This is a genomic window from Sedimentitalea sp. (assembly GCF_039973035.1).
In the GTDB taxonomy this organism is placed as follows: Bacteria; Pseudomonadota; Alphaproteobacteria; order Rhodobacterales; family Rhodobacteraceae; genus Sedimentitalea.
Window position 1 is genome coordinate 88,363 of the sequence record NZ_JBDWLR010000060.1, and the last position, 23,460, is coordinate 111,822.

22 protein-coding genes are annotated in these 23,460 nt (G+C 59.2%); 17 read left to right on the forward strand and 5 right to left on the reverse strand.

Going from position 1 to position 23,460, the window contains the following annotated elements:
• Window positions 1-47: 47 nt before the first annotated feature.
• Window positions 48-1,853, reverse strand: a complete 1,806-nt coding sequence (locus ABJO75_RS14965) for an adenylate/guanylate cyclase domain-containing protein (protein WP_348134209.1) — start codon at window positions 1,851-1,853, stop codon at window positions 48-50.
• 8 nt (window positions 1,854-1,861) lie between these two features.
• On the reverse strand, window positions 1,862-2,371 hold the full coding sequence (locus tag ABJO75_RS14970; RefSeq protein WP_348134210.1) for a FecR domain-containing protein: 510 nt from the start codon (window positions 2,369-2,371) through the stop codon (window positions 1,862-1,864).
• A gap of 326 nt (window positions 2,372-2,697) precedes the next feature.
• Between ABJO75_RS14970 and ABJO75_RS14975 the strand changes: the two genes are divergently transcribed.
• Together ABJO75_RS14975 and ABJO75_RS14980 are read left to right on the forward strand one after the other, a co-directional pair.
• Window positions 2,698-2,880, forward strand: coding sequence for a hypothetical protein (locus tag ABJO75_RS14975; RefSeq protein ID WP_348134212.1), 183 nt, complete (start codon window positions 2,698-2,700; stop codon window positions 2,878-2,880).
• Window positions 2,881-3,158: 278 nt separating this feature from the next.
• The gene (locus ABJO75_RS14980; RefSeq protein ID WP_348134214.1) at window positions 3,159-5,477 is read left to right on the forward strand and encodes a Tex family protein; all 2,319 of its coding nucleotides are present in this window, start codon (window positions 3,159-3,161) and stop codon (window positions 5,475-5,477) included.
• 148 nt (window positions 5,478-5,625) lie between these two features.
• Here the strand turns inward: ABJO75_RS14980 and ABJO75_RS14985 are convergent, their stop codons facing one another.
• Together ABJO75_RS14985 and ABJO75_RS14990 are read right to left on the reverse strand one after the other, a co-directional pair.
• Complete coding sequence (locus tag ABJO75_RS14985; protein ID WP_348134216.1) at window positions 5,626-6,111, reverse strand: bacterioferritin; 486 nt, start codon at window positions 6,109-6,111, stop codon at window positions 5,626-5,628.
• Window positions 6,112-6,642: 531 nt separating this feature from the next.
• On the reverse strand, window positions 6,643-7,146 hold the full coding sequence (locus ABJO75_RS14990) for a MarR family transcriptional regulator (protein ID WP_348134218.1): 504 nt from the start codon (window positions 7,144-7,146) through the stop codon (window positions 6,643-6,645).
• Window positions 7,147-7,239: 93 nt separating this feature from the next.
• Between ABJO75_RS14990 and ABJO75_RS14995 the strand changes: the two genes are divergently transcribed.
• The 11 genes from ABJO75_RS14995 (at window position 7,240) to ABJO75_RS15045 (ending at window position 18,882) form a co-directional block, all read left to right on the forward strand.
• Complete coding sequence (locus tag ABJO75_RS14995) at window positions 7,240-8,205, forward strand: nucleoside hydrolase (protein WP_348134220.1); 966 nt, start codon at window positions 7,240-7,242, stop codon at window positions 8,203-8,205.
• On the forward strand, window positions 8,202-8,708 hold the full coding sequence (locus tag ABJO75_RS15000) for a hypothetical protein (protein ID WP_348134222.1): 507 nt from the start codon (window positions 8,202-8,204) through the stop codon (window positions 8,706-8,708). Before ABJO75_RS14995 ends, ABJO75_RS15000 begins: the two co-directional genes overlap by 4 nt.
• Window positions 8,705-9,652 carry an ABC transporter permease gene (locus ABJO75_RS15005; RefSeq protein WP_348134224.1) on the forward strand — a complete coding sequence of 316 codons (948 nt, stop codon included), beginning with the start codon at window positions 8,705-8,707 and terminating at the stop codon, window positions 9,650-9,652. The genes ABJO75_RS15000 and ABJO75_RS15005 overlap by 4 nt, the downstream gene beginning before the upstream one ends.
• Before the next feature lie 20 nt (window positions 9,653-9,672).
• Window positions 9,673-10,620 (forward strand): sugar ABC transporter substrate-binding protein, encoded by a 948-nt coding sequence (locus ABJO75_RS15010; RefSeq protein ID WP_348134226.1) that lies wholly within the window; start codon window positions 9,673-9,675, stop codon window positions 10,618-10,620.
• Window positions 10,621-10,660: 40 nt separating this feature from the next.
• Complete coding sequence (locus ABJO75_RS15015; protein WP_348134228.1) at window positions 10,661-11,413, forward strand: ATP-binding cassette domain-containing protein; 753 nt, start codon at window positions 10,661-10,663, stop codon at window positions 11,411-11,413.
• A gap of 67 nt (window positions 11,414-11,480) precedes the next feature.
• The gene (locus ABJO75_RS15020; RefSeq protein ID WP_348134230.1) at window positions 11,481-12,917 is read left to right on the forward strand and encodes an FGGY-family carbohydrate kinase; all 1,437 of its coding nucleotides are present in this window, start codon (window positions 11,481-11,483) and stop codon (window positions 12,915-12,917) included.
• Between the two features lie 137 nt (window positions 12,918-13,054).
• On the forward strand, window positions 13,055-14,071 hold the full coding sequence (locus ABJO75_RS15025) for a BMP family protein (protein WP_348134232.1): 1,017 nt from the start codon (window positions 13,055-13,057) through the stop codon (window positions 14,069-14,071).
• 6 nt (window positions 14,072-14,077) lie between these two features.
• A complete protein-coding gene (locus tag ABJO75_RS15030; protein ID WP_348134234.1) occupies window positions 14,078-15,619 on the forward strand; it encodes an ABC transporter ATP-binding protein in 1,542 nt (513 codons plus the stop codon).
• The gene (locus tag ABJO75_RS15035; protein WP_348134236.1) at window positions 15,609-16,658 is read left to right on the forward strand and encodes an ABC transporter permease; all 1,050 of its coding nucleotides are present in this window, start codon (window positions 15,609-15,611) and stop codon (window positions 16,656-16,658) included. Before ABJO75_RS15030 ends, ABJO75_RS15035 begins: the two co-directional genes overlap by 11 nt.
• 2 nt (window positions 16,659-16,660) lie before the next feature.
• Window positions 16,661-17,605 (forward strand): ABC transporter permease, encoded by a 945-nt coding sequence (locus ABJO75_RS15040; RefSeq protein WP_348134238.1) that lies wholly within the window; start codon window positions 16,661-16,663, stop codon window positions 17,603-17,605.
• Window positions 17,605-18,882 carry an amidohydrolase family protein gene (locus ABJO75_RS15045; protein ID WP_348134240.1) on the forward strand — a complete coding sequence of 426 codons (1,278 nt, stop codon included), beginning with the start codon at window positions 17,605-17,607 and terminating at the stop codon, window positions 18,880-18,882. Before ABJO75_RS15040 ends, ABJO75_RS15045 begins: the two co-directional genes overlap by 1 nt.
• On the opposite strand, the gene ABJO75_RS15050 is transcribed toward ABJO75_RS15045, so the two are convergent.
• Window positions 18,879-19,541, reverse strand: coding sequence for a TetR/AcrR family transcriptional regulator (locus ABJO75_RS15050; protein ID WP_348134242.1), 663 nt, complete (start codon window positions 19,539-19,541; stop codon window positions 18,879-18,881). The genes ABJO75_RS15045 and ABJO75_RS15050 overlap by 4 nt on opposite strands.
• Before the next feature lie 107 nt (window positions 19,542-19,648).
• Between ABJO75_RS15050 and ABJO75_RS15055 the strand changes: the two genes are divergently transcribed.
• The 4 genes from ABJO75_RS15055 to ABJO75_RS15070 are packed head-to-tail and all read left to right on the forward strand — an operon-like array spanning window position 19,649 to window position 23,326.
• Complete coding sequence (locus ABJO75_RS15055) at window positions 19,649-20,719, forward strand: C4-dicarboxylate TRAP transporter substrate-binding protein (RefSeq protein ID WP_348134244.1); 1,071 nt, start codon at window positions 19,649-19,651, stop codon at window positions 20,717-20,719.
• Window positions 20,720-20,724: 5 nt separating this feature from the next.
• On the forward strand, window positions 20,725-21,240 hold the full coding sequence (locus ABJO75_RS15060; RefSeq protein WP_348134246.1) for a TRAP transporter small permease: 516 nt from the start codon (window positions 20,725-20,727) through the stop codon (window positions 21,238-21,240).
• Window positions 21,240-22,544 (forward strand): TRAP transporter large permease subunit, encoded by a 1,305-nt coding sequence (locus ABJO75_RS15065; RefSeq protein WP_348134248.1) that lies wholly within the window; start codon window positions 21,240-21,242, stop codon window positions 22,542-22,544. The genes ABJO75_RS15060 and ABJO75_RS15065 overlap by 1 nt, the downstream gene beginning before the upstream one ends.
• An 11-nt stretch (window positions 22,545-22,555) precedes the next feature.
• Complete coding sequence (locus tag ABJO75_RS15070; RefSeq protein ID WP_348134250.1) at window positions 22,556-23,326, forward strand: cyclase family protein; 771 nt, start codon at window positions 22,556-22,558, stop codon at window positions 23,324-23,326.
• The last annotated feature ends 134 nt before the right edge of the window (window positions 23,327-23,460 follow it).

Sequence of the window (23,460 nt, forward strand, 5' to 3'; positions counted from 1 at the left end):
CTACCGGCGGTCAGCCGTTCGGTTTCCGTGGGGAGGCGTAACACCTGTCAAAACTGCCAGAAATACAACGTCACCTTGCCAAACCGTCCTCGTACAGAATGGATTGCGCTATGGCTTGCGGGTATTGGCAATGGATCTTTGAGATAGGAGACAAAATCACTTGTCGCGGCGATGGTCGCGGACTCAACCTTGGCGATTTCGAGAAGGCGACTGCAGAGGTTCACACTGTCGCCGGTGATGGTAAGCTGCTGCTGACGGTCGCTGCCCATGCGCGACAGAACGACCGCGCCCCGGTGAAGCCCTGTCCGGCACCCTAGGGGGTGCGCGAATCCCTCGGCCCGGCCGAGCGCACGGGTTTGGTGAGCGATATCTATGGCCGCTTGCAATGCGTTGGCCGCTGAACCCTCTGACGGATCGAACAGTCCGAACACGATCAGCGCACCGTCGCCCATGAAGTTCAGGACAACCCCTTCGCGTTCTTCCGCGATCTGCTCCAGAAACGTGTGAAATTTCTTGAGAAACGCCTCGGACTCTTCCGGTCCCAAATCTTGCGAGATTTGGGTAAACCCCGTCAGATCGACAAAGGACACGACCAGTTCATGGGTTTCCGGGACTAGCAGGAACTCTGGATTTTCGGCGATACGGTCGGCCAATGCCGGTGATTGAAATTTCTTCAGTGCTGTCACGGCCCGGTCCGACTGCGCCGCGCGGCGCTTTTCATGGGCGTAGCGAAGCATCGCGGCGACGGCCAATGGCACGCCGGCGCTCGCCAGCGGGAGGGCCGCACTCAACCAGATGCCAAATCCGAATGCCAACCAAACCACGGCTAACCACAGCGCCAAGACCCCTGCGGCCAGCGGAACGCCAATGGAAAGAGGCAACAACAGCGCCGTAACGAAACAGATCACCGCCAGAAGAACGGCAGACACCACATCGATGTGCCTGATCATGTCGTCACGGCGCAGTAGCTCGCCGCCGATAAGTTGAGAGACCGCTGTTGCCATGACTTCGACGCCGGGCAGGTCGGGATCAAATGGCGTTGGAAACCGATCCCCAAGTGCTGTGGCCGTCACACCCAGAATAACCGCCTTGCCGGTCAGGTCGATCTGCTCGGCCTCGCGCAACAAATCCATTGCCGAGAGCATGGTGACGGTCCCTGTCGGACCGGCCAATCGCAATGGCATCTGCAGCCCCTTATCCAAGGGGATGACCCGGTGCCCGAGTGTCAGGGCGCCGCTGGCGAAATCCAGCGTCTCACCCGTGAACAGGGCCGCCGTCTGCCCAGCAAAGGAGGGCTGAAGGCCGTTGGGCGTCATGAACACCATCGGTACATGCTGAGGTGACCCCGAATGATCGGTGGAAATGTTGACGATACCCACATCGGCAGCGTCGCTGAACAGGGGCTGCGGCCACAAAACATCCTGGGTGAGCGGGACACCTCGACCTCTTGACGCAGGGGAGAAGGTTCCAGCCGCGGCAATGACCGTCGGCAATTTCCCCAATGCCTCAGCTAGCGCCGTGTCACCCGCAGCGTTGCCCTTGTCTGTCAACAGGATGTCCACTGCGGCCACCGATGCACCTGCTGTCCTAATTGCATCGATGATGTCCGCCAGATTCCGGCGGCCCTGTGCCAGCGGGTTCGCGGTGGTCAATGTGGTGTCGTCAATGGCAACAATGACCACACGATTGTCTGGCTCGAGTGCCCCGAAGGTCGACAGGCGAAAATTGGTCAATGCTGTTTCCAGCGGGTCGAGAATGCTGGACTGGCCTGCGCGATGTGGCGCCGCGATCATGGCTGCCCAGATTGCGGCAGAAATCGCGGCAACGACTCCAAGAGCCAGTCGCCGTCGCAAGGGCAGTCTCACCGTCCTAAACGGGACAACAGGGCGCGAACGCGGTCTTCGCCCCAGGTCTTTACCTCCAGACTTTGTCCGGGTGTCACGTCGACACCTTGACCAGCAGTCAGATCCACCGATTTACTCGACCCGCGCCGGTGACGGACATTGACCGCCCCTCGGAGGACGAAAACCGCCGTTGACTCCGATTGAATATCGACAGCGTAAACCGTACCGCGCACAGCGGCGATTGCGTGTGGTGTCCGGATTTGCGGAACCGCGCCGCCTTGTTCTACTTCGATAAGAACTGTGCCCTGACTTAGGGTCACGCGCTCTGGCAGGTCGTTGGGGCCATTGACGATGCCCATTTCGGTCGCGACATCCATTTCAATCACCAGATTTCCGGCACAGCTGAGAACATGGCGATCCGGGCCGGTCACAGTCGTCAGCACACAGTTTTCAGGCATCTGTGCGCTTGCCTGCACCGCGTGAAGAAGCAACACTATCGAGACACTCACCATTCTCGCAAAACTCATCATAAAACCGCCTGTCACTTGAGGGAAAAATTGGTCATTTGCGCGCAAGATAGCACATACCTGCGGGCTTCACAGTGCGGACCGTCGGGTTTGGGAACAGACGGTAAAAAAATCTGCCGCCAGTGGGTTTGAAAAGGGCAGAGCTGAGCAGCCGATGCAATCCTAGTAAGGCGCGTCTCCCGGTGCAGGACAGGAGTTGAAACGGCGCCAATACACGCGGAGCGTGAAAAATATGGAGAATCGGTGTAAGGTAACAGCGTGTCAGAATCTCCCGAGATGATCCGGGGGGTCGGTATGTTCAATTTCGACAGAAAGGGAAACCCGACATGGAAGCCATGAAGACAGCCGAATACGCGCGCGCACTCTATCAGGTGCACGGAGATGCCGCCGAGGCAGAAGCAGCCCGCAAGGCGCGGGAATGCGATGATGAAGGACGGCGCCGAGATGCAGAGGACTGGACTGCTGTCCGCCGCTCTATCCGACAAATGCGTGGTGCAAATCAGAGTTGACGCCATAGATCAGGGGGCCGGTGCGGTGGGACATCATCGCGCCGGACCCTGATGCGGTGTCTCACGCGGGTTTGCGGTGTTGGACATAGGTGCGTCTGATTGAATCTCGCCCAACAACGGCGATCGTGCGGTGTTGTAACCGCATGCTGTGTCCCGACGGCCAGCGTGTGCGCTACGCGTTCAGTGAGGCTAACGGTTCCCAATTTCTGTACGGCGGGGCTGGTGCGGCGTCAGGTGGGCGTTTATGAGTTTGGTCCCGGATTACACAGGAGCCACTCTTGAACCAGACCACCGATCGGATCGCCCGCACCATCGCAACTGAAATTGCTGCCAGCCCGCGTCAGGTGGCCGCCGCGACGGCGTTGCTGGACGAGGGCGCGACGGTGCCGTTCATCGCCCGTTACCGCAAGGAAGTCACAGGCGGATTAGATGACAGCCAGCTGCGCACGCTGAACGAGCGGCTGGACTATTTGCGCGAGATGGAGGCGCGGCGCGCAACGATCCTCGACACGATCCGGGGGCAGGGTAAGCTGACCGACGATCTAGCCCGCAAGATCACGCAGGCCGCCAGCAAGGCGACGCTGGAAGACATCTATCTGCCCTTCAAACCCAAGCGCCGTACCAAGGCGATGATCGCGCGTGTAAACGGGCTTGATCCGCTGTTGCGCGCCATACTGGACGACCGGACAGCGAACCCCGAAACACTGGCGGAGCGGTATCTGGGCGAGAACGTCGAGACCGTAAAGGCTGCACTCGAAGGCGCCCGCGATATTCTCGCCGAAGAGCTTGCCGAGAATGCCGACCTGCTGGGGCGGCTGCGGAATTTCATGCACGGCGAAGCGCTGGTTCTGGCGCGGGTCCAGGCGGGCAAAGAGGCCGAAGGTGCAAAGTTCTCGGACTATTTCGACCACAGTGAAAAATGGGCTGACATTCCCGCACACCGGGCGCTGGCGATCCTGCGCGCCTCCAAAGAGGGGATATTGACCGTCTCGATTGAGCCCGACCCTGAAACCGGCGCCGAGCGCGCAACAGGTATCGTGGCCCGTGCCATCGGCACCCCCGGCGACGGGCCTGGGGACGCATGGTTGCGGACGGCGGCGGGGTGGACCTGGCGGGTCAAGCTCAGCCTGTCGATGTTTCTGGACCTTCTCGCCGATCTGCGCCGTCGCGCACATGACGAAGCGATCCGTGTCTTTTCGCGCAACCTTAAAGATTTGCTTCTCGCGGCCCCGGCTGGTGCAAAGCCGACACTGGGGCTCGATCCGGGCATTCGTACGGGGGTTAAGGCGGCGGTTGTGGATGCCACGGGCAAGGTGCTGGACACTGCGACGCTGTACCCGTTTCCCCCGAAACGTGACCTGCGGGGCTCGGAAGAGCAGCTATTGCATCTGATCCGCAAGCATGGCGTCGAGTTGATCGCCATCGGCAATGGCACCGCCAGTCGCGAGACCGAGAAATTTGTGGGTGATACGCTCAAAATGCTGCCGTCAGGCCCAAAACCAACACGGGTCGTGGTGTCCGAAGCCGGCGCTTCAGTCTATTCCGCATCCGAACTTGCCTCGAAGGAATTTCCTGATCTGGACGTGTCCCTGCGCGGCGCAGTGTCGATTGCACGACGTCTGCAGGATCCGCTGGCCGAACTGGTAAAAATCGCACCGGAGAGCATTGGGGTCGGACAATACCAGCACGACGTCGATCAGCGCCAGCTGAGCCGGGCGCTGGAAGCGGTGGTCGAGGATGCCGTCAACGCCGTGGGTGTCGATCTCAACACCGCCTCTGCGCCGCTGTTGGCGCATGTCGCGGGGCTTGGCCCGCGGCTTGCCGAAGCCATCGTCGCCTATCGCGACGAACTGGGTGCCTTTCCGTCGCGCAAGGCGTTGCTCAAAGTGCCGGGCGTCGGGCCGAAAGCGTTCGAGCAGAGCGCCGGGTTCCTGCGCATTCGCGACAGCAAAGAGCCGCTTGATGCGTCGTCGGTGCATCCTGAAGCCTATGATGTGGCGCGACGGATCGTAAAGGCCTGCGGGCGGGATATCCGGCAGATCATGGGACAGGAGCAGATCCTCAAGGCACTACAGCCCGAGGATTTCGTTGATGCTAGCTTTGGCCTGCCCACAGTTCAGGACATCATCTCGGAACTGCAGAAACCCGGCCGCGATCCGCGCCCAAGCTTCAAAACCGCGAGCTTTGCCGAAGGGGTCGAGTCGATTGGCGATCTGAAACCGGGCATGTCGCTTGAAGGAACGGTGACAAATGTCGCGGCCTTTGGTGCGTTTGTCGATGTCGGTGTGCATCAGGACGGTTTGGTGCATGTCAGTCAGTTGGCAGACCGCTTCGTGAAGGACCCGCATGAGGTGGTAAAGGCCGGTGATGTGGTTCGGGTGCGGGTGACAGAGGTGGATGTGGCACGTAAACGCATTGGTCTGACCATGCGCAAGCAGGGTGCCACGACCGATGGCGGTGGCGAAACAAGAGGCCCTCGCTCTGCCAAGCCGAACAAACAGGCCAGCAGCGCGCGACCCGGCAATCGCAACAAGCCGAGCGAAAAGGGGCAGGGCGCGCTCGGGTCAGCTTTGCTCGATGCGATGAAGAAGCAGTGATGTCGAGTGATATGATTGGCGCAGCATCGTGAATGACTAGGCTATCGACGCCGCTCCCCGGCGGGTTGCACCGGGGAGCGGAAGGCATTCGAACACAGAGCGCATCGCCTAGAGAGGGGGGTTGCGCACCGGATCTTGCCGTTCCGTGTTACGCTTCCTCTTCGTCTGCAAATGAGATCAGCTTGGCAGAGTAAGCTTTTTCGCCAATCCGGTCGATCAGATCAAGTTGGAGTTCGAGCCAGGATTTGTGCCCTTCTTCATCAAGGACGATTTGCTCAAATAGTGTGCGGGTGCCGATATCGCCGGTCTCAGCCGCGTGCAGAGCCGCCTTGCTGTAAACCTCGATCGCTTCCTCTTCATCGGCGAGGTCGGACTTGAACATCTCCGGCAGCGAGGCAGCCTTTCGTGGGGCCTTGTCAAACGCGATCTCCGGCGTGGCCTTGAGAAACATCAGGCGTTCGATGAACAGATCCGAGTGGCCGAGTTCTTCAGTCATTTCCGTACGCATCTGCGCGGCGAGTTTTGTCAAACCCCAATCGTCCAGTGTATGGGCATGCAACTGGTATTGATGGGCAGCGGTCATTTCCATGTTCACCGCACGTTGCAGATACTCGATAATTTTCTCATTCGACATTTTCTGATTTCCTTTCTTGAGCCACTTGAGGCTTGGTAGATTTGCCCCTCACGATATAGGGGTCCTAACGTAGATTGCCGTGCAGCGTCGGCAAGATTCTGCAAAGGCGCGCGCGATTGAGGCGACGCCGAGTGTGGAATGGTGTCGGTCGGGAAAAGATATGCGAATCCCTCGTCTGCTCACTCAAGCTATAGCGCGCGGAACGGGATGAGGTCGGTGACTTGGTCACAGTTCTCGCAGAAATTTCAAGAATATTGTTGAGCCAACATATGACCCGCAACACAACGCCTTGGGTGTTTGACCCCACGGTTTGACGGTGCAAACTAGGCACCTTTCCAGTTGCTCCCCTGCCAACGCTTCATGATCGATTTCTGCAGGATATAGAGCCGCACACTTTCTTGGCCGTCGTGACGGGGGTCGGAGTCGGCACGTTAATGCCAACAATGCCGACCTGAATCTGCTGACCAAATTCCCGTGCGGTTTAGCCGGCCAGGTCATACTCAAGACAAGATGCAGGGAACGTATTCGAGTCTAGGAGGTCTCGGTTTCATCCCGCAAGGCAACAGTCGCATTCACGGCTGCCTCATAGTTGCGATCTGCAAAATCCAGCAGAAAGTTCAGCTCTGCCTCGCTATAGGTGCCGAGTTCTTCCAGCCAAGCTGCGTTCGTCCGCTTATTTATGGTACGTATCTCTTCGATGCGTTTCATGTCTGGGACCAGAAACACCCGCCGGCGATCGTTTGTGTCCCGTTCTCGCTTGATATACCCCGCCCGCTCGATCCGATCCACGACGCCGGTAATTGCTCCGCTTGTGAGGCCGGTTGCTTGCACCAGTTGCCCGGGCGTGACGTTTTCGCTCAACGTGATCATGAACAGGCACTCCAGATCTGTTTGATGAAGGCCAAGCTTTCCGGCGAGCACGCCACCATAAAGCGTTCGCTGCGCGTTCGCCTCGCGGATTTTTCGCTCCAGCAACTCGACCCGTGCCTGTTTGTCGCGCGGCGCAGCATCTGAACTTTGGGGATTGACAGACATGTGGGTAATTCTCTTACATAGCATGTATCTTAACAACTAAGATAAATGCAACGATGCCGCAAGCATCATGGTAAGGTCAACGCGAGACTCTGGATGAAACACCCAATCCTGATCGACACTGATCCCGGACCGGATGATGCCTTGGCTATCCTGCTGGCGCTGAGTGCCAGAGACGCGCTGGATGTCGTCGGTATCACGACAGTCGCTGGAAATGTTCCGGTTGCGCAGACCACCTTGAACGCGCTCAGGATCTGTGAACTCGCGGGCGATCTTGACGTCCCGGTTTATGCTGGGTGCGACCGTCCGATCCTGAGGCCGCTGCACACCGCAGAGTTTATTTGCGGAAAAGATGGGTTGGCGGGAATGAAGCTTGCGGATGCGAGCCGTGCGCCGGCTGCTCCGCATGCCGTAAATGCCATGATCGATCACTTGCGACAAAGCGATGTGCCGCTGAGGCTGTGTGCGCTCGGGCCGTTGACCAATATCGCTCTGGCCCTGAGAATGGCACCGGACATTGCTGCCAAGATCGACCGGCTGATCATAATGGGCGGCGCCCGCGATCTGGGCAACATAACGGCTGCGGCCGAGTTCAATTTTTTTGTCGATCCCCATGCGGCCGCCATCGTATTCGACTCCGCCATCCCGATCACTCTGTTTCCTTTGAACGCGACCTATCAGGCCGTGGCGTCAACCGAGCGGCTGGGCGATCTTGATGGCACTGCGCCGGTGCAGGCACAGGTGCTGTCGATGCTGCGGCGGAATCGCGCGGGAGGTGCGGCACTGGGTGGCGACAAGGGTCATCCGATGCATGACCCCTGCGTCATCGCCTACCTGTTATGGCCCGACCTGTTTGAAGGGCGTGATTGCCATGTCGCCATTGAAACCGCCGAGGGCCCGACAGTGGGCAGATCGACGATCGACTGGTGGGGGCGCAGCCAGGAACCTCCCAATGCGCATGTGATCGGTGCCTTGGATGCCGACCAGATGTTTGCCCGTGTTGCAGTCAGCCTGCGCTCTCTTGATCACCGCCATGAATCAGACTCAAAGGCCAAATCATGACACATATGCTTGCCGAACTGACGCACGAGGCGGAACGCTCGATTGATGCCATGAAGGTCGCAGCGCAACAGGCACGGCGGGATCACGCGGCCGCCGAACTGACTCGGCACATGTTGCTGACCACGGCGAAATTCATGGAACGGGGCAGGGAGCAGGCGGTTGAGGCCGTGGTTTCTGACTGGATGGGCGCCTGGAAGCTATCGCGCGATGAGTGGCCCGAGATTGCTGCTGAAATGGAAGCACTGACTGGCGCATTCTTTGACTATTGCGTCTCGCCCTCGGATGATGCGGATCAGGCCGTGCGAGCAGCTTGGCAAAGTCTCAAGGTCGCCCATGACACGCCGGAGCAAACGCTTGAGGATCAGATGGCGTGGCGATCGGTTTGTGCCCATGGATGGTGGGGCGATGTCAGCCCCGCGCCGGACGGATACCGGGATCACGACGCGGACCGCCCGAGAGACCCATTCTGGGCCAAGGCCTGCCCGCCGGAGTGCCTTGGATGACCGCAAAGAAGATCATCGAGGTCTACGGGACGTTTCTCGCCGGGATTGCGCTGTTCGTGTTCTTGATGCTATTTGCAAACAATTTCGCATCGACAGCCAATCTGCTGAACGTGCTCAAGCAGGTCAGCTTTCTTTCCGTGCTTGGCTTTGGGTTCACCTTTGCGCTGATAACTTCGGAACTTGATCTGTCCTTTGCCAATGTCTGCAGCCTGTCTGCCGTCGTGATCGGCAGCTTGATTTCGGTGGACATCGGCTGGCCTCTGGCTGTTGCCGCCGGGCTTTGTGCCGGGATTGTCGCGGGCATGCTGAACGGGTTTCTTGTTACGGTCCTAAAGGTGCCATCTCTGATTTCGACCCTCGGAACCGCATCGGTCGCAAACGGCTTGGCGTTCATGATCACTGGCGGGGTGGCCTTTGTCGGACGTTGGGATCCGAATTTTCTCTATCTCGGTCGGGGCAAGATCGGCGCAATCCCGGTCATCATCTTGTTTGCGCTGATTCTATTCGGCGTCGCGTGGGTGCTGTCAACGCAGACCCGGACGGGCGTTCATCTGCAAGCCACCGGCGAGAACGAAGAGGCCGCCCGCCGCTCTGGCATCAACACCCGCCGGTGCAAGGCCCTGGGGTTGATCCTGTCTGGTCTGGCGGCTGGAATTACTGCGGTCTTTCTGGTCGCGAACCTGTCCTCGGCCGCACCGCAGATGGCCGGAGATTTTCTGCTGAACGGTATCGCGGCCACCTTGCTGGGGATGACCATGTTCACCCCGGCCAAACCGAATATTCTCGGGACTTTTGTCGGCGCGTTGATCATCGTGATGTTGTCGAACGGTTTGGTACTGCTCGGCGCGCAATATTACATTCAGGATATCATGTTAGGGATCATCATTATCGTGTCGGTTGCCGTATCGGCATCCGTCTTAAAGCGGGCTGCATTCGCTCTTTGAGAGCAACAGGAGGAAGAAAAATGAAACATTTCAAAAAACTGATCATGGCAACCGGGTTGGCGGGTGCGAGCTTTGCCGCAGGACAAGCCGCTGCGTTTGAGCTGGGTGTCGTGGCGTTCCAGATGTCCGCCGAGACGCAGGCGCGTTGCGCAAACACGGTCGGCGCCGAGGCGGAAAAGCTCGGGTGGGACACACAGGTTCTGAACTCGAACGGGTCATTGGAAACCCATGCGTCGCAGTTGGACAACCTGATCCTGAAAGGGGTCGATGGCCTTATTCTGTGCATGTCCAAACCGGTACAGTTCGATGGCCAGTTCCTAGCAGCGAAAGACGCGGAAATCCCGGTTATCACCATCTCCAGCGGCGCCAGCCCGCATACGCTGTTCGACGTCACACCAAACGAATACATCATGGCCGCTGAAGCTGCGATCTATCTGTTGGGCACAATTGATTTCGAGGGCAAGATCCTCGCCCAACGATTTGAATCCAATACCGGAGCGCGCATCAGAGGTACCATTCTCGATGCTGTTCTGGTTGAAAACCCGCAAGTCGAGATCGTCGGTGAACACTCGATGGCCCGCACGAAGAGCTGGCAGGATGACGTGCGAAACGGCATGAGCGCGCTGATCCTGCAAAACGGTGGCAATTTTGATGGTGTTTGGGCGTCATTTGATGGTCAGGCGCTGATCATCGACGATCTGCTCAAAGAGAGCGGGCTTGCCAAAGGCGACGTTTCGCTGGTTTCGATTGATGGCGGTCAGGAAGTCTTTCGTCGGATCAAGGATCCTGAATCGATGATGACGGCGACTGTCTCCATCCCGTTCGAGGATATGGCGGCACAGGCCGTGGAAATGATGAATGCAATCGCCGTGGACGGCACGGCCAAGGAAGACCTTGTTCCCGGTCCGTATCTGTTCATTCCGGCAACGCTGGTGGACAATTCCAACGTCGACGATTTCCTGCAATAACGGACGATAAGACCTTTCTGGTTCAAAGTGCGAGAACATCATGTCGGTAAAGATCGCCGCGAGAAACATCTTCAAGAATTACGGCGCTGTCAAAGCCTTGCGCGGCGTCAGCGTAGATATTCACGAGGGTGAGATCCACGCGATCTGTGGCGACAATGGTGCTGGAAAGTCAACTCTCATCAAGATTCTGGCCGGGGTAGAGCAACCCGACGATGGCGAAATTCTCGTCGATGATCGCCCCAGCCATTTCGACACGCCCAATGCGTCGCTGAGGGCCGGTCTGGCGACGATCCATCAGGACCTCGCCGTCGCGCCAGAGATGACGATCTATCAGAATATCTTCATGGGGGCCGAGTTGACGCGCAATGTCATGGGGCTTCGGTTGCTTGACAAGAAACGCATGCGACAAGAGGCGATTGGTTATATGTCGCTGCTCAACAAATCGATCACCGACATGAATGCAAAGGTGAACGAACTGTCGGGCGGACAGCGTCAGGCCGTGGCGATCTGCAGAGCGCTCCGGTGGAACGCCAATGTCGTCATTCTGGACGAACCAACCGCTGCCTTGGGCGTACGTGAAACCGAACAGGTTCTCGGATTGGTCCGGTCGCTCAAGGATGCGGGCAAGACCGTGGTGCTGATCAGCCATGCCATGCAAGATGTGGCTGCGCTGGCTGATCGTGTCTCGATTTTGCGTACCGGTGAAAACCAAATCAGCCTGGAAGGCGGCGACCTCACTGCCGACAGCTTGTCACATTACATCCTGAGCGGCGCGTCCAATCGTGTTCATTGACGGCAATAACCGACCCATGGCGAAGCCATCGGATCGAAAAACACTAGACTAAACTGCGAGCTGTCAAATGTCTCAGATACTGGCCTTCGATCTTGGTGGCAGCAGCTTGCGCTTAGCGCTGGTGGCGCCGGATGGCAGGTTTCTTGCCTATATCCGCAAGCCCATCGCCATCGAACACAAACATGACGGTCATTTCGAAGTCGAACCAGCCGTCTGGTGGCAGGCCTTCGAAGATGGTTGTGCCGAACTCGCCGCAGAAGGGCACGATTTCGCATCGGTTACGGCGGTCGCAGGGTGCGGCTTTACCCGCACGCAGGTTTTTCTGGATAAAAACGGATCACCAGTTCGTCCGGCAATAACCTTTCAGGACTCACGGGCGACCGAGGCACTTGAAGAGTTTCGCGCCAATGCACCATCCGAGGTGGCCGATGCGCTAGAGGTGCTCAACCCGTTTGACCCACTTGCCCGGCTGCTCTGGCTCCGCGTCTATGAACCTGATACATGGAGTATGATTCATAAGATATTGGAACCAAAGGATTATCTTAACCTACGGCTGACCGGAAACGCCGTGTCCGACCAAATCTCGCAGATGCCAATGACCCGCAACCTTGCGGCCGGGCCTGACGCCTTGCTGTCAGCGCTTGGTATCAATCTCGGCTTTCTGCCGTCGAGAAAGTCACCATACGATCAGATCGGAACCCTTTTGCCGGGGCTGCCTTATCCGTTGTCGGAAATGTCCGGTATCCCGGTCTATTGCGGTTCATTCGACACGTGGTGCTGCGTACTGGGTTCTGGTGCTTTGAAAGACGGGGCAGCCTACAACATCTCGGGAACCAGCGACGTCTCTGGTGTCCTGTCACAGACACACAGCTCCGCTCCGGGTCTGCTGACTGTCGAATGGGGGCCGGGCTTGTGGCAATTGGGGGGGCCAAGTCAGGGCGCTTCGACACGCATTGACTGGGCGCTTGACCGGTTTTGCCCGGACCTCCCAAGAGACCTTGCGCTAAAGCGCGCGTTGCGCGATCGGGGCAGCGCCCCGTTGTTCCTGCCCTATCTTGACGGAGAACGAACGCCGCATTGGGATTCCGATATGCGCGGTGCCTTTCTCGGGTTGAGCAGCTTTCACGAGAACCCGGATTTCATTCGGGGAGTCGCCGAGGGTATCAACTATCTGTCTCGCGACGTGTTGCACCGCGCCGAACGCGCCATTGGCGATGGCGTCACATACGTCAGCTTTTCCGGCGGGCTGTCCGGTAGTCCCGAATTGTGCCAACTCAAGGCGGACATCCTCGGCAGGCCGGTCCGGGTGCCGGAAAACAGCGAAACCGGTCTTTTGGGTGCGGCCAGAATTCCACCTTCGTCATCAACCAAAAGGGATACGGCACAGGATCAATATGTTACCTACCGCCCGAATGCTGATCAAAGACAGTACCATGATGCCCGGTTCCGGGTCTTCCGCGAAGCGACCAAGTCGCTTCAACCACTGTCCCTCGAAGTCGCCTAACCGACCCTTGCACCTGCCGTGATCATAGGCGCCCGCCAGACTGAACCGCGAATAGGGAGCAGAATGCCATTTCATTTCTTGACCATTTGGCAAAATTTGATGCTACATGCTCAGGTCCAACTCTGGGGGTTCAAATAATGACAAGAACAACACACTTTTCCCGCCGCCGTTTTCTGGCGACGACTGCAGCAACGTCGCTTTTGGCGGGCAGTTTCGGTGCCACACGCGCAATCGCTGCTGAACCGATCAAGACCGCAGGCGTCTATACCGTTCCGATCGAACAGCAATGGGTCAGCCGTATCCACAAGGCGGCGCTGACCGCTCAGGAACGGGGCGACATCGCGTACGAATTTTCCGAAAACGTCAGCAATACCGATTATCCCCGTGTGCTTCGCGAATATGCAGAGGCAGGTAACAAGCTGATCATCGGCGAAGTCTTTGGTGCCGAACAAGAGGCGCGCGAAGTTGCGGCGGACTATCCGGATGTGGCGTTCCTGATGGGGTCCAGCTTTAAGGAAGATCCGTCGGTGCCGAATTTCGCCGTTTTCGACAATTACATTCAAGATGGGTCTTACCTGTCCGGCATCATCGCCGGGGCCATGACCAAATCAGGCAATATCGGCATGGTGGGCGGCTTTCCGATCCCCGAAGTCAACCGGCTGATGCATGCCTTTATGGCAGGTGCTTCTGAGATGAACCCGGATATCAAATTCCAGGTCAGCTTTATCGGTAGCTGGTTTGACCCGCCCAAAGCCAAGGAAACCGCGTTCGCGATGATCGAGAATGGCGCCGATGTGCTCTATGCCGAGCGCTTTGGCGTTTCGGATGCAGCCAAGGAAAAAGGCGTTCTGGCGATCGGCAACGTGATCGACACCCAAGGCGACTATCCCGATACGGTCGTCGCCTCGGCCCTCTGGCATTTTGAACCGACGCTCGACAAGGCCATTTCCGAAGTTCAGGCCGGGACCTTTACCGCCGCCGACTACGGTGTCTATTCCTTCATGAATCAAGGCGGGACATCGCTCGCACCGATGGGAACATTCGAGGGCAAGGTGCCGGCGGAGGCACTTGAACTCGTTGCCAAACGAGAGGCAGAAATCAAGTCGGGGGCCTTTACGGTTGAAATCAATGACGAAGAACCAAAGTCGTCCTGATCGGTCATGAATCAAGGCTCGGCGGACGCTCTTCGCCTGAATGACATCACCAAACGCTTTGGGGAGCTGACCGCAAATGATGCGGTCAGCTTCTCCGTGGGCAAAGGTGAGGTCGTTGCCCTGCTCGGTGAAAACGGGGCGGGCAAGACCACATTGATGAACATTCTGTTTGGCCAATACACCCCCGATGGCGGAAGCGTTGAGGTGTTTGGTCAGACCCTGCCTCCGGGCAATTCCCGTGCGGCGCTGGATGCGGGCGTCGGCATGGTGCACCAGCATTTCACGCTTGCCGACAACATGACGGTTCAGGAAAACATCACGCTTGGTGTGCGATCCTTGTTCAGCCTTGGGCTGGACCGCGCTGCGGCACGGGCGCGGATCGTCGATTTGTCAGAACGCTTTCATCTCGCCGTGTCGCCGGATGCCCGCGTCGGGAGCCTGACAGTCGGCGAACGCCAGCGCGTCGAAATCCTCAAGGCGCTCTATCGCGACGTTCGCATTCTCATTCTGGACGAACCAACCGCCGTGCTGACGCCACAAGAGGCCGACGATCTGTTCGCGACATTGAGGCAGGCTATCGCCAACGGTCTGTCGGTGATCTTCATCTCTCACAAATTGCACGAGGTGATGGCGATTGCGGACCGTGTCGTCGTTCTGAGGCATGGGGAAGTGGTCGGCGGCGTGCGTACGGCTGACACGGATACGCATGCCTTGGCCGCCATGATGATGGGCGCCCAAGCGGAGCCGCCAGAGATCGCGCCGGGCACGCCGGGGCGGGCGCTCTTTGAGTTGCGCGAGGTATCTACCCCAAATATCGGAAGCGCGCCGGGACTCAAATCGGTCGATCTGACCCTCATGGCCGGTCAAATCTGTGGCCTCGCAGGCGTGTCCGGGAACGGGCAGGCGGCCCTGGCTGATCTGGTGGGCGGGATGCGCGCGCCGGAACAGGGCGAGATCGTTCTGAACGGCAAGGAGTTGCACGGCTGGTCGCCACGAAACGCCGTCCGCAGCGGCATTGCCCGCATTCCCGAAGATCGTCACAAGACGGGGACGATTGCGGATTTCGATCTGACCGAAAATGCCATCCTCGAAAGATACAAGGGCGCCCCGTTCAGCAGGCATGGCTGGCTCGACTGGCGTAAGTCGCGCGCCTTTGCCGATGAGATCATCACCAAATTCGACGTGCGCTGTCCCGGAGCGGATACACGTATCCGCCTGCTGTCAGGTGGCAATATGCAAAAACTGATCCTTGGACGCGTGCTTGAGGCTGGCCCACAGATCATTCTGGCCAACCAACCCGTGCGCGGGCTGGATATCGGCGCGGTGAATTATGTGCACAGCCAGTTGCTGGATGCGCGGGATCGCGGAGCGGCCGTACTTTTGATCTCTGAAGACCTCGATGAAATCATGGCCTTGTCCGATGTGATTCACGTGATTGCCGATGGACGACTTTCACCCGCGTTTGATCGAGGCGAGAAGACCCCGGCAGAGTTGGGCATCTGGATGGCCGGTCAGGGATTTGAGACGCAGGTGCAGCATGCGACTTGAGCCGATCCAAAACCCGACGGTGGCGCGCAAGGTGCTGCCGGTGGTGCTCGCACTTGTGACGACAATCGTGATCGCATCATTGCTTGCCAGTGTCGCGGGCGCAAATCCGTTTTCGGTGCTTGGGTTGATCCTCAAGGGTGCGTTCGGGTCAAAATTCGCGATTCTGGAAACCCTCAACCGCGCCACGCCGCTGATATTTACCGGTCTCGCCGCCGCCGTCGCGTTTCGGGCAAAATTCTGGAACATCGGTGCCGAGGCGCAGCTCTATGCCGGTGCGCTGATGACCGTCGTTCTTGGCACGGGCCTGCTGCCATGGCCAAGTTTTGCCCTTTTGCCTTTGCTCGCGATCGCCGCGATCCTTGCCGGGGCGGTGCTGCTTTTGGTGCCGGCCTTGCTGAAAACCCGATTTGGCGTGGACGAAGTGGTCACGACGCTACTTTTCAACTTCATCTTCCTGCTCTTTATCTCGATGCTGCTGGAAGGCCCGCTAAAGGATCCGATGGGTATGGGCTGGCCAAAATCCGCTAGGGTCATCGCCGAAGCGCGGCTGCCGCGCATATTCGAAGGCTTGCGGGTGCACTGGGGGTTTGCGCTTGCCATCATTTCGGCGGTGGCGATCTGGGTGATCCAGACGCGCAGCACGCTGGGGTTTGAGATGCGCGCCGTGGGTCTGAACAAGGACGCTGCAGCGTTTGCGGGCATCCCCGTCAATCTGGTCCTGGTCAAGACTGCGCTCTTGTCCGGCGGGCTTGCTGCCCTTGGCGGCTTTTCCGAAGTGGCAGGGCTGAAAGGCAGTCTGACGCTCGATCTGTCGCCTGGCTTTGGCTATACCGGCATCATCGTCGCGATGCTGGCGCTGCTCAATCCGATTGGCGTGATTGTCGCGGCATTGTTCGTGGCAGGCGTCTTTGTCGGTGCCGACAGCATGAGCCGCGCCGCCGATGTGCCCACCTATCTGGCTGACATTATGCTTGCGACAGCGCTCCTCCTCGTGGTTCTGGCAATCATGCTGACCCGCTTTCGCGTGGTGAGGGATTAGGGATGGAAATCATCGAAATCCTGTTCACCGCCAGTTTCTGGGCCGCCGCGATCCGCATCGCCACGCCGCTGATCTTTGCCACCCTGGGCGAGCTGATTTGCGAGCGCGCTGGCGTTCTGAACCTTGGGATCGAGGGAATCATGGTCGCCGGCGCCTTTGCCGGATGGATGGCGGTCTATTCGGGTACCGGGCTTTGGGTCGGGGTCTGCGTGGCAATGGTCGTTGGAATGCTGTTCGGCCTCGTTCACAGCATCCTGACGGTGCCGTTCGGGCTGTCGCAGCACGTTGTCGGACTGGGCGTTACCTTGCTTGCGACGTCTTCGACCTACTACGCCTATCGTCTTGCGTTGCCCGAAGTTACCAACCCGCCAAAGATCGTGGCCTTCCAACCTTACGAGATCCCGATCCTGTCAGACATACCTCTGCTCGGCCCGGCCATGTTCTCGCAGACCCCGTTCACCTATCTGGCGTTCGTGTTGGTCGGGGTTGTGGCCTTGGTGCTCTATCGAACACCGGTTGGTTTGGCGGTACGTGCGGTGGGCGAAAACCCTGCTGCCGTCGCGGCACAGGGCCTGTCCGTCACAGCTATCCGTATGGCAGCCGTCATCATTGGCAGCGGTTTCATGGCCATGGGCGGAGCCTTTCTGACGATGTCGGCGTTTGACAGTTTCTTTTTCGAAATGGTCAACGGGCGCGGCTGGATCTGCATCGCGCTGGTTGTTTTTGGCTCGTGGCGCCCCGGCAAGGCGCTACTTGGCGCGATCCTCTTTGCGGCATTCGATGCCTTGCAGATACGCGTTCAACAAACCAGCTTTGGCGCCGCGTTCCCGTACCAGATTTTCCTGATGATGCCCTATATTCTGTCCATCCTCGCGCTCGTCGCCATGTCGCGCCGTGCCGAGGTTCCTGCCGCCCTTATGGTGCCTTTCAACAAAGGAGAGCGTTGATGTTTGATCTGATCGTCAAAGGCGGCACCTCGCCCGATGGCCAAACCCGCGACATCGGCATCAAGGGTGATCGGATCACCGTGATTGACGCCCTCGGTGATGCCTCCGCCGGGCAGGTGATCGATGCGACGGGGGATCTTGTCAGCCCGCCTTTCGTGGACCCGCATTTCCACATGGACGCGACCCTGTCTTATGGTTTGCCGCGCATAAATGCGTCGGGAACCTTGCTCGAGGGGATCGGCCTGTGGGGTGAGCTCAAACAGGTCATGACCCAGGACGACGTGATCGCCCGCGCCCTGCAATATTGCGACTGGGCCGCCAGCATGGGATTGCTGGCGATCCGCAGCCACGTTGACACCTGCGATGACCGGTTGCTGGGCGTCGAGGCGTTGTTGCAGGTGCGCGAACAGGTCAAGGATTACATCGATCTGCAACTCGTCGCCTTTCCACAGGACGGATTTTACCGCGACCCGACGGCCCGGGCCAATACCATCCGCGCGCTGGATATGGGGGTGGATGTTGTCGGTGGCATTCCACATTTCGAACGGACCATGGCGGATGGCGCGGCGTCTGTGACAGAACTGTGCGAAATTGCCGCCGAACGCGGATTGCAGGTTGATATGCACTGCGACGAAACAGACGATCCCATGTCGCGTCACATCGAAACACTGGCCTACGAGACACAGCGCCTGAGCCTGCAGGGCCGGGTCGCCGGGTCGCATCTGACGTCGATGCATTCGATGGACAACTACTATGTCTCCAAGTTGTTGCCGCTGATCGCCGAGGCCGAAATCAGCGCCATTCCGAACCCGTTGATCAATATCGTGCTGCAGGGTCGGCACGACACCTATCCGAAACGGCGCGGGTTGACGCGGGTCAAAGAGATGTTGGCGATGGGGATCAATGTCGGCTGGGGGCAGGATTGCGTCCTTGATCCGTGGTATTCACTGGGCACCGCAGACATGCTCGACGTCGCGTTCATGGGGCTGCACGTGGCGCAGATGACCAGCCCGGACGAGATGCGAACCTGTTTTGACATGGTCACGGTCAACAATGCTCGCACGCTGGGACTGGCGGATTACGGGCTGCATGTCGGCGCAAAGGCGTCGTTGGTTGTCTTGGACGCAGGTGACCCGGTTGAGGCGCTGAGGTTGCGGGCCAGTCGGTTGTATGTTGTCGCCAATGGACGGGTGGTCAGTCAATCTCCACGCGCCGATGCGACCTTGAACCTCAACGGACGACCGGCCTCAGTACGCAGACGGCATAGGGCGGGCTAGGTCGAGGACACCGCGTCGATCCCGCCCATGCAAAAGGTGATCAGCGTATCGCGGTATTCCATCGGGCTGCCGGGTGCGCGGTTTGACAACCCGGCTATGCGGGCGCGACTTGCGACCAATGACAGCATCGAGGCGACCGTCAAGGTGAGGGCGGTGGCCAGCTCTTGCTGCGGCGCGTCCGGGCGGGCCTGTTGCATCGCCTGCAGGTATTCACGCGCAACCGGATCATAAAGACCGCCGACAGAAGGATACCAGCGATCATCGTTGGCAATCCGCGCGATCAAGCGGGCATAGGCGCGCCATTGCGGATCACCCTGCGAAGCGTATTCCAGATAGGGTGTTAGATAGGCATCAACCAGATCGCGCAGGGCAGGCGGGCTATTTGCGGCCCGCAATGCCTCAAGAGCGGCGAGGCGTCTGGTGCTCAACGCCTCGACGCGGCGCTCCAGAACGGTGCGCATCAGGTTCTGTTTCGGACCACCGTGAAACCCCACGACTCCAAGTGTGACACCAGCCTCGGCCGCGATACGGCGGATCGACACGGCATCGAATCCCTCGGCGGCAAACAGGCGCTCTGCCGCGTCCAGCACCCGCTCGCGCGTGGCTTCGCCGCGCAGCAGGCGTCCGTCTGTCTGTACTGGCAGGGCATTTTCGATCATGGCGATTTTTCTCGGGATCGGGTCTAACAGATTGATCTTGACAATTTATACGACCGTTCAGATAGTTTTCCAAGGGCTGCGGAGGACCGGCCCAAGGGAGGAACAGGATGGAATTCTTGACATTGCTTCGCAGCGGCGTGGCCGCTTGTGCGGTTGCCGCCGCGTTGGCCCCGGCTGCGCGGGCTGACACAATTGATGCCACCGTTGTGGCCGGACATCCGCCAGTATTTCTGTGGGTTAAAACCCTGTCAGAAACCTTTATCCCGGCGGTAAACGAGGCGTTGGAGGGCAGCGACTATTCGATCGACTGGATGGAAGCCTATGGTGGCACGCTGGCCAAGGTCGGCGGCGAACTTGAAGTGATCGAAGACGGGCTGGCGCAGATCGGGATCGTCAGCTCGCTGTTTGAGCCATCGTTGCTGAGCTTGCAAAATGTGACCTATGCAACACCGTTCGGGTCACCCGAGGTGGATATCGTGTTTGGCGCGGTCGACAAGATGCATGAAACCATCCCGGACATGCGAAAGCTCTGGGAAAACCATGACATGGAGTATCTCGGCGGCGGGTTCGGACTGGAAGATTACCTGCTGATGACCAACTTTCCGGTCAACAGCATGGCAGACCTGAAGGGACGCAAGATCAACGCACCAGGTCCGGCGGTGAATTGGCTCAAGGAAACTGGCGCGGTTGGTGTATCGGGGAATTTGACCACCTACTATAACGACATTCAGACCGGTGTCGCCGAAGGCGTAATCGTGTTTCCAACGGCTGCAGCCGCTGCCAAGCTGTACGAGGTTGCACCCTATGTGACCCGCACCGGTTTTGGGGCGCAATATGCCGGGGCCATTGTTGCCAAGAAAAGCTGGTTCGAGGAACTGCCTGACGCAGTCCAGCAGGCGATCCGCACCGGTGTCGACGATTTTGCGGTGGCCTATCGCGCCGGACTGGAACAGCGTGTCGTTGCAGCCTTTGAAGGTATGGAGGCCGGGGGCGCGAAGGTCAGCGTTTTGCCGGCGGAGCAGCGTCTGGAGTGGGCGCAGTCTTTGCCTGACATTGCTGGCGACTGGGCGCGGGCGCTGGATGAACAGGGTCTGGACGGTACCGGGGTGGTCAACACCTATATGCAAGAGCTGAAAGATGCCGGTGTGATGCTGCCCCGCGACTGGACGGTGGAGTAAGCCACTTGGCGGCCCCCAGAGGGTTGGTCGGGCGCATTGCCGACGGCATCATGTCTGTTGCCAATGTTGCCGCGACGGTTTGGATCCTATTGTTGATGGTCTTGATCCTTGCGGATGTGATCGGCCGCAATGCGTTTCTGTCGCCCATCGCGGGTGTACCCGAGATGGTAAAGTTCTCCATTGTCGGGATCGTATTCCTCCAGGTCGCCCATACCCATCGCAACGGCGAACTGATCCGCTCGGACGCGGTGCTGGGGTTGCTGATGAAACGGCGGCCTCGGATCGGGGCGCTGTTGGATCTGGTGATGCAATTGGCCGGGGTCGCGGTTTCGCTGATGATTGCACGCGCAGTCTGGCCCAAGGCAGTTCGAGCCTTTGAACGCGGCGAGATGGAAGGGATCGCGGGTCATTTTCAGATGCCGGTCTGGCCGTTTCTGGCCATCGTCGCCGGAGGCGCTGCGTTGCTGGCGCTGTCGTTCTTGATGTCGGCAATATCCGCAGCCCGCAAGGTGGCGGCCTGATGGACAATCTGATGATCGGATACCTGTCGCTGGCCGCGATCGGGTTGGCGATCTATGCCGGGATGCATGTGGCCATCGCGCTGGCGGGGATTTCATTTCTCGGCATGTGGGCGATCACCGGCAAGACGGCTCTGGCGCTGAATTTCGTGGCGCTGGCGGGTACGGATTCAATTGCCGAATATACGTTCGGCGTGGTGCCTCTGTTCGTTCTGATGGGGCTGGCTGTCAGCGAATCCGGGCTGGGGCGTGATACCTTTGCCATTATCGCACGATCCATGCAGCGCTGGCGCGGTGGTTTGGGCGTCGCAACCGTGCTGAGCAATGCGGTGTTTGCCGCAATCACCGGAATCTCCATCGCCTCGGCAGCGGTGTTTTCCAAAGTGGCAGTGCCGCAGATGGTCGCCGCCGGAACCAGCAGGACGGTGGCCGTGGGCACGGTTGCCGGGTCCAGCGTTTTGGGCATGTTGATCCCGCCATCGCTTCTGTTGATCCTGTTCGCGATCCTAACGGACAGCTCAGTTGGTGATCTATTTCTCGGCGGGATCGGGCCGGGGCTGGTTCTGGCGCTCGCCTTTGGCGTTTATCTAACGTTGTTGGGCCGGTTCCGTCCCGAACTGTTTGACGGTCCCCGCACGATGGGCGGGCTTGACGACACGACACCGACCTTCCTGATCGTGCCAGTTCTCGGGCTGGCGGCGCTGGTTCTGGGCGGGATCTATGCTGGTTTTTTCACCCCGACCGAAGCTGGGGCCGTGGGCGCAGCCGCAGCGCTGGCGCTCGCCTTTGCCATGCGGCGGATCGGCACCTCTGGCGCATGGCGCATCGCGGTACAGACCGGCCATATCACTGCCGCTGTGTGTTTCCTGATCGTTGGCGCGTCAATCTATGGGCGAATGCTGGCGTTTTCAGGTGTGCCCGCCTCGGTCACGGGATGGGCGGTGTCCAGCGGGATCGGGCCGTTGGGATTCCTGTTTCTGTTCGCACTGATCGTGGCGGCCATGGGAACGATACTGGACAGCTCGTCGATCATGCTGGTGACCGTCCCGCTGGCCTTTCCGATCACACAGGAATTGGGCATCGACGTGGTGCATTTCGGTCTTGTGACGGTTCTGGCGGTCGAAATCGGATTGCTGACCCCGCCATTGGGCCTGTCGGTCTTTGTCGTGCAGGCGACCCTGCGCGATCAGGGTGTGACGCTGGGTGAAGTGTTCCGCGGTTCAGCCCCCTTTGCCCTCATTATGGTGGTGGTGCTCTGCGCCGTCATTCTGGTTCCTGGAATTGCAACCGGCCTGGTTGGCCGTTGAAGGAGAATGTTATGAAACTGATCGATCTGGCACGCCCTTTGGAAAACACCAAATACGCGGATCCGCCGGGCTTGCACCCGGAGATCGAGTATTTCGCCCATAACGACACGGCGCCGCAAATTTTGGGGTTCTTTCCCGGCGTGACGCCCGAGGATCTGCCGGGTGGCGAAGGCTGGGCCGTGGAAAAGGTCACGCTGTCAACGCACAACGGCACTCATCTGGACGCGCCCTATCATTTTCACTCCACCATGGATGGCGGGCAACGCGCGATCACCATCGACGAGGTGCCGCTGGACTGGTGCATCGGGCGCGGGGTCAAGCTGGACTTCCGGCAACTGCCGGACGGGCATGTCGTCACCGCCGCCGAGGTCGAAGCCGAATTTGACCGGATTGGCCACGACCTGCAGCCCGGCGACATCGTTCTGGTCAACACGGCGGCGGGTGCGGCCTATGGGCAGCCGCATTATGTTGCAACCGGCTGCGGCATCGGACATGAGGCAACCTGCTGGATGACCGAACGGGGTATGCGGGTCTGTGGCACCGATGCGTGGAGCTGGGATGCGCCGTTCATCCACACAGCGAAACGCGTGGCGGAAACCGGAGATGCCAGCCTGATCTGGGAAGGCCATCGCGCTGGTATGGTGCGCGGCTATTGCCACATGGAAAAGCTGGCCAATCTGGAGGACCTGCCTGCGAGCGGCTTTGAAGTGCAGTGCTTTCCGGTCAAGATCAAGGCCGCGAGCGCCGGTTGGTGCCGCCCTGTTGCCATCATACGGGACTGAGAGGCCAACGGGACACTTTGAAACAAGTGACGACTGACCGCGCGACCTGATCGCCGGGGTCACCTGTTCCGTCGTGTCACGGATCTGTCAAACCAATGCGATAGTCCGACGTCAATGTGAGTGACCTCGGGCGA

Coding starts and splice junctions, on each gene's coding strand:
- ABJO75_RS15040 (WP_348134238.1), top strand. CDS start 16,661: ATGGAAATCATCGAAATCCTGTTCACCGCCAGTTTCTGGGCCGCCGCG.
- ABJO75_RS14975 (WP_348134212.1), top strand. CDS start 2,698: ATGGAAGCCATGAAGACAGCCGAATACGCGCGCGCACTCTATCAGGTG.
- ABJO75_RS14985 (WP_348134216.1), bottom strand. CDS start 6,111: ATGTCGAATGAGAAAATTATCGAGTATCTGCAACGTGCGGTGAACATG.
- ABJO75_RS14990 (WP_348134218.1), bottom strand. CDS start 7,146: ATGTCTGTCAATCCCCAAAGTTCAGATGCTGCGCCGCGCGACAAACAG.
- ABJO75_RS14970 (WP_348134210.1), bottom strand. CDS start 2,371: ATGAGTTTTGCGAGAATGGTGAGTGTCTCGATAGTGTTGCTTCTTCAC.
- ABJO75_RS15020 (WP_348134230.1), top strand. CDS start 11,481: ATGTCTCAGATACTGGCCTTCGATCTTGGTGGCAGCAGCTTGCGCTTA.
- ABJO75_RS15015 (WP_348134228.1), top strand. CDS start 10,661: ATGTCGGTAAAGATCGCCGCGAGAAACATCTTCAAGAATTACGGCGCT.
- ABJO75_RS15025 (WP_348134232.1), top strand. CDS start 13,055: ATGACAAGAACAACACACTTTTCCCGCCGCCGTTTTCTGGCGACGACT.
- ABJO75_RS15005 (WP_348134224.1), top strand. CDS start 8,705: ATGACCGCAAAGAAGATCATCGAGGTCTACGGGACGTTTCTCGCCGGG.
- ABJO75_RS15055 (WP_348134244.1), top strand. CDS start 19,649: ATGGAATTCTTGACATTGCTTCGCAGCGGCGTGGCCGCTTGTGCGGTT.
- ABJO75_RS15050 (WP_348134242.1), bottom strand. CDS start 19,541: ATGATCGAAAATGCCCTGCCAGTACAGACAGACGGACGCCTGCTGCGC.
- ABJO75_RS15065 (WP_348134248.1), top strand. CDS start 21,240: ATGGACAATCTGATGATCGGATACCTGTCGCTGGCCGCGATCGGGTTG.
- ABJO75_RS14995 (WP_348134220.1), top strand. CDS start 7,240: ATGAAACACCCAATCCTGATCGACACTGATCCCGGACCGGATGATGCC.
- ABJO75_RS15010 (WP_348134226.1), top strand. CDS start 9,673: ATGAAACATTTCAAAAAACTGATCATGGCAACCGGGTTGGCGGGTGCG.
- ABJO75_RS15000 (WP_348134222.1), top strand. CDS start 8,202: ATGACACATATGCTTGCCGAACTGACGCACGAGGCGGAACGCTCGATT.
- ABJO75_RS15035 (WP_348134236.1), top strand. CDS start 15,609: ATGCGACTTGAGCCGATCCAAAACCCGACGGTGGCGCGCAAGGTGCTG.
- ABJO75_RS15045 (WP_348134240.1), top strand. CDS start 17,605: ATGTTTGATCTGATCGTCAAAGGCGGCACCTCGCCCGATGGCCAAACC.
- ABJO75_RS15070 (WP_348134250.1), top strand. CDS start 22,556: ATGAAACTGATCGATCTGGCACGCCCTTTGGAAAACACCAAATACGCG.
- ABJO75_RS15030 (WP_348134234.1), top strand. CDS start 14,078: ATGAATCAAGGCTCGGCGGACGCTCTTCGCCTGAATGACATCACCAAA.